This is a genomic window from Mesorhizobium sp. M7A.F.Ca.CA.003.01.2.1 (genome assembly GCF_003998945.1).
GTDB lineage: Bacteria > Pseudomonadota > Alphaproteobacteria > Rhizobiales > Rhizobiaceae > Mesorhizobium > Mesorhizobium ciceri.
The window spans coordinates 1-4,408 of record NZ_RZRA01000458.1; the positions used below are offsets into that span (position 1 = coordinate 1).

A 4,408-nucleotide genomic window follows, 5' to 3' on the forward strand; every position below is an offset into this window, starting at 1 on the left:
GAACACCCCTCATCCGACCGAGCTTCGCTCGGCCACCTTCTCCCACAGGGGGAGAAGGAAGAACCTTCCTACTCCCGCGAAATAATCTCCTGGCCGTCGACGACCAGCCTGAGACCGAGGTCGCCAGCTCTGCGGCGAGCGAGGAAACGCGGGCGGCGCGTGTTCGAAATCCGCCCCTTGCGCCGATCCTGCGGCGGCAGCGTCTTGATGGCGGCGCCGAGCGATTCTTCCAGGGTGCGGGCAACGCCGTCCGATTCGATGAGCAGCATCGGCAGGCGGTAAGCGTCGGCCCAGGCGCGCCAGTCGGCTGCGACATCGTCGAGATCGTCGGCCACCAGCAGCGGCACCGACAGCATCGGGTCGTTGTGCAGGAGTTCCAGGGTCACCGTGACATTGCCGTCCGGATCCTCCATGGCGCGGGCGGCAACGCCGCGGAACGCATTGGAAGGCAGAACGATGATCGCGGGCAGGCCGCTCATCTCGAGCAAGCGGCGGATCACGGCGCCGCGCTGGTCGATGGTGAAGGTTACATCGCCGTAGTCGTCGCGAGTCGCGTAGCTCACCACTTGCGGCAGGCGGAATGGGTCGAGACGCATGTTGCGTCCCGCCCAGACTGGCTTCAGTCCGGTGTTCATAGAGTGGCCTTCCTGTCTGTCTCCTGAGAGCCGGTGTCCGGTTCTCTCCGGGCCGGTTTTTCCAGCCTCGTTTGTATGGAGACAGTAGCGCGGGCTCCTTACCGCCCCGCTTAAGAAAGTCGGTTAAATTTTGCTGATCTCAGGGATGGTTATCGGAATCCCACCAGCCACAAGATGTCGAAAGGATCAGATAACCTTACCCGGATTCATGATGCCGGCCGGGTCGAAAGCGGCCTTCACCCTTCGCATCAGATCGATCGCCATCGGCGGCGCGGTGGCGATCAGTTCGTCGCGCTTCAACTGGCCGATGCCATGCTCGGCCGAGATCGAACCGTGCAGGCTGCGCACCACATCGTGCACCGCCTTGTTCATGGGGTGATAGAGAGCGAGGAACGCCTCATCGTCGCCGTCGACGGGCCGGGAAATGTTGTAGTGGAGATTGCCGTCGCCCATATGGCCGAAGCAGACCACGCGCGCGCCGGCGCTCACCGACGCCACCGCGCCGGCGGCTTCTTCGATGAAACGCGGGATCGAGGCGATAGGCACCGAAATGTCGTGCTTGATCGAGGCCCCCTCCGGTTTCTGCGCCTCGGGCAGCAGCTCGCGGAAATTCCAGAAGGCATCGCCCTGCGCGAGACTCGCGGCAATGACGGCGTCGCCGACGAATTCCTGTTCGAGGCCAGCCGAGAGCACATCCTCGATCAACGCTCGCGAATCTTCCGACGAACGGCCTGATGAAATCTGCATCAGCACGTACCACGGCCAGTCCTCGATCAGCGGCCGCACCACACCCTGGGCATGCGCCAGGGTGAAATCATATGGCCGCCTGCCGATCAGTTCGAAAGCGGTGAGTGCTGCCCCGGCACGGTCCATGGCCAGGCCGAACAGCGAAAGTGCCGCCTCGGGCGACGACAGGCCGACGAAGGCGACTTCGCGCCCCTTCGGCTTCGGGAACAGCTTCAGCACGGCGGCGGTGATGACGCCGAGCGTGCCTTCGGCGCCGACGAACAGGTTTTTTAGATCGTAGCCGGTGTTGTCCTTCTTCAGCTTGCGCAGGTCGTCGAACACCTCGCCGGTCGGCAGCACCACCTCGACACCGAGGCAAAGTTCACGCGCATTGCCGTAGGCAAGCACGCCGGTGCCGCCGGCATTGGAGGAAAGATTGCCCCCGATCTGGCAGGAGCCTTGCGCGGCCAGCGACAGCGGGAACAGCCGGTCGGCGGCGTCGGCTGCCTCCTGCAGCGTCTGCAGGATGACACCGGCCTCGACCGTCACCGTGTTGGACAGGACGTCGATCTCGCGGATGCGGTTCAGCCGCGACAGCGACAGGACGATTTCGCGCCCGGACCTGTCCGGCACCTGCGCGCCGACCAGCCCGGTGTTGCCGCTTTGCGGCACGATCGGCGTTCCCGTCTCGGTCGCCAGCCGCATGATCCGGCTGACCTCGTCGAGGCTGCCCGGCCGCAGCACCAGCGACGTCGCGCCGTGCCAGAGCCCACGTCGCTCAATGAGGTAGGGCGCGATGTCCTGCTGATCACGCAGCGCATATCTGTCGCCGACGATCGCAGCGAAGCGATCGATGAGGGCGGGATCGAGTGTCTCTGTGATTTCGATCATGGGGGAAACTATGTTGCGGGTTGCGTGATGTCACGAGGGGCGGCTGCACGCGACAGCCGATCGTTGATCGCTTCGCCGAGCCCGTCGCAGGGAATAGGCTCGACGGCGATGGTGCGCGCGCCGCTGCGGTCGAGTGCCTGCATACAGGCGAACAGATTGCTCGCCGCTTCGCGCAGGTCACCGGTTTCGGACAAATTGAGGAAGGCTTCGGCGCGGTGCCAGCCTTGTGCCCTCTGGCCGCCGAAGCCGAGCAAAGCCTCGCCCTCGCCGACCGTGCCGGCATTGAGCCGCATCGCGGCACCTGGCGCATAGTGCGAGGCAAGCATGCCCGGCGCCTCGATACTGGCGGTGCCGCCGCGCAACAATTCCATGCCGATGGCGGCCTCGATCTCCTCGGCAGCGATGCCGCCGGGCCTCAGCAGCCGCATTCTTTCCCCCTCGGCCTTGAGAATCGTCGATTCCAGCCCGACCGGGGTTGCGCCGCCATCGACCACCAGCTTTATCCGCGCACCGAGATCGGCTGCCACCGCTTGCGCGGTCGTTGCGCTGATCCTGCCGGATGAATTGGCGCTGGGCGCGGCAAGCGGGCGGCCGAGCCTGGCGATCAGATCGCCGCCAAAGCCCCTCGGCATGCGCAAGGCGATTGTATCGAGCCCGGCGGTGACGAGCGGATGGATGCCGTTGCCGGGCCGTTGCGGCAGCACCAGCGTCAGCGGACCGGGCCAGAACGCGCGCGCGAGTTTCTTCGACAGCGGATCGAACAGCGCGAGGCGCTCGGCCATCGCCATGTCGGCGACATGGGCGATCAGCGGGTTGAAGCGCGGCCGCCCCTTGGCTTCGAAGATGCGCGCGACGCCGATGCCGTTGGTCGCGTCGCCAGCCAGCCCGTAGACGGTTTCCGTCGGGATGGCGACGACATCGCCCTCCCTGAGCAGCGCCAGCGCCCGCTCCAGCGCCTCGCCCGAGCCAAGTATTTCAGCCACTCTCGTCACCTCACAGATGCGGGGTGCGTAGTACGATGGCGGCCATTGGGCAAGTCGGCTGTTGGGTAACCGTTTGTTGGCGAGCAGGAGCATTGGCGATTTATCAATCCCTAAAATGCTATGGTTCCACGAAAGCCGGCATCAATTCCGGCCTGCTATCGAACAGCTTCTGGGCAAAGGGGAGCGACATCAGTGTCTGCGCGTATCCTGCTGGGTATCATTCTTGCTGTTGCGGCCGGCGAAGCCCAGGCGTCATCCCTGGTTTTTCCAGGCACGCCATCCTCCACACCATCGATCGTCAGGATCGGCGCTCCCAACCAGCCTGGAATCGTCGATGCGGTCAACACCAGCGATGCGCGGTCGGTGATGGCAGTAGGGGAAGCGCCGCCCGACGTCACCGATGAAAAGGTAGCGGCGATCCCGGACAAGCCCGCGACCGGACACGGCTTCCAGCCAGGCCCGATGGTCATCCGTGGCGGCGTTACCGGTCCCGATTTCCCGGCACCCGCGCCAACCGCTGCACCAGCGACCGGTGCCGCGCCGGCCGCTGGCACCGCGCCGGCAACGGCCACCGCTTCCGCTGCCCCCTCAGGGAACGCCGAGAACAAACCCGCCCCGCCGAGCGCTCCGGCCCCGGCAGCAGGGCAGCGCATGCCTCCCAACGGCTACACCAAGTAGCCTCGGCTCAAAGACAGCCGACATCGATGGCGTGACTTGACGGCGATCTGGCGCCCGGCGCACCATTGCCAGGCAGTCCCCGTTCCAGGCATTTCTGGCAGACGGGATTTCATCACTAGGGGTAAAGGGGGGGCCATGAGAAAATCTGGAATCGTAACCGGAGCAGGCCTATTGCTGGCGTCACTGCTTGGCGTCGTCGCGGCTCATGCCGACGACATGCTGGGATCCTATGTCGCGCGCATTTCCGATCGCGACCATCAGGCGAGTGACGGCTATGCGCTGGACAATGCCGCGCAGATGGTGCGGCAGGACCGCGCCAACTGGCACAAATTCCACCGCCGTGACAGCGACGACGAGGCTGATGGCTGGTTCAGGACCAACGACCAGCGCGCCGACCTGCAGCGCATGCTGGAACGCGGCGGCGCGATGAGTTCCTCGACCAAGCGCGCCATCGTCAATGGCGAACCGCTGATCCAGGTCGACGTCTACGAAAAC

The 4,408-nt window shown here is 65.2% G+C and carries 5 protein-coding genes; 2 read left to right on the plus strand and 3 right to left on the minus strand.

The window, feature by feature from the left end:
* Positions 1-68 precede the first annotated feature (68 nt).
* The 3 genes from EN969_RS18650 to EN969_RS18660 form a co-directional block, all read right to left on the minus strand.
* On the minus strand, positions 69-635 hold the full coding sequence (locus tag EN969_RS18650) for a DUF6101 family protein (RefSeq protein WP_013532817.1): 567 nt from the start codon (positions 633-635) through the stop codon (positions 69-71).
* Between the two features lie 186 nt (positions 636-821).
* Positions 822-2,252, minus strand: a complete 1,431-nt coding sequence (locus tag EN969_RS18655) for an FAD-binding oxidoreductase (protein WP_063167660.1) — start codon at positions 2,250-2,252, stop codon at positions 822-824.
* 8 nt (positions 2,253-2,260) lie between these two features.
* Positions 2,261-3,235, minus strand: coding sequence for an L-threonylcarbamoyladenylate synthase (locus tag EN969_RS18660; protein WP_063167659.1), 975 nt, complete (start codon positions 3,233-3,235; stop codon positions 2,261-2,263).
* Positions 3,236-3,427: 192 nt separating this feature from the next.
* Here EN969_RS18660 and EN969_RS18665 point away from each other — a divergent pair, with 192 nt between their 5' ends.
* Positions 3,428-3,913, plus strand: coding sequence for a hypothetical protein (locus tag EN969_RS18665; protein WP_063167658.1), 486 nt, complete (start codon positions 3,428-3,430; stop codon positions 3,911-3,913).
* Positions 3,914-4,084: 171 nt separating this feature from the next.
* A partial coding sequence (locus EN969_RS18670; RefSeq protein WP_245467459.1) for a hypothetical protein occupies positions 4,085-4,408 on the plus strand: 324 nt, incomplete at its 3' end.

What these genes read in the sequence shown, in the direction of transcription:
- EN969_RS18655 (WP_063167660.1), bottom strand. Translation starts at nt 2,252, where the DNA reads ATGATCGAAATCACAGAGACACTCGATCCCGCCCTCATCGATCGCTTC.
- EN969_RS18650 (WP_013532817.1), bottom strand. Translation starts at nt 635, where the DNA reads ATGAACACCGGACTGAAGCCAGTCTGGGCGGGACGCAACATGCGTCTC.